The 269-nt window shown below is 41.6% G+C and carries 1 protein-coding gene; it reads right to left on the reverse strand.

Translation table 11 applies throughout. From position 1 onward, the window contains the following. The coding region (locus tag KVT11_RS19960) for a family 1 glycosylhydrolase (protein ID WP_217609157.1) at nt 1-269 on the reverse strand (269 nt) is incomplete at both ends.

Here is a 269-nt window from a genome sequence, read left to right on the forward strand (position 1 = left end):
GTCGGATCAATGGACCAGCCCCAGACACTTGATTTAATATACGGATTTTCTACACCATGTGACAGTGCTCCTTTGACAATCTCTCCTTTGTGATCAGATACTGCAGCGCTTTTGACCGTTGTTGACATATAATAGCTAAAGCCAAGGTAATCTACTTTTCCTTTTCTTAATCTTTCTTCATCGCCTTCTTCAAATGGAATATGATAGCCTTCGCGCTCAAATTCTTTTATCGCGTAGCTTGGATAGTAGCCACGTACTTGGACATCTGG

Origin of the sequence: Bacillus sp. GbtcB10 (assembly GCF_019091365.1) — a bacterium.
GTDB classification, from domain to species: domain Bacteria; phylum Bacillota; class Bacilli; order Bacillales; family Bacillaceae; genus Bacillus; species Bacillus altitudinis.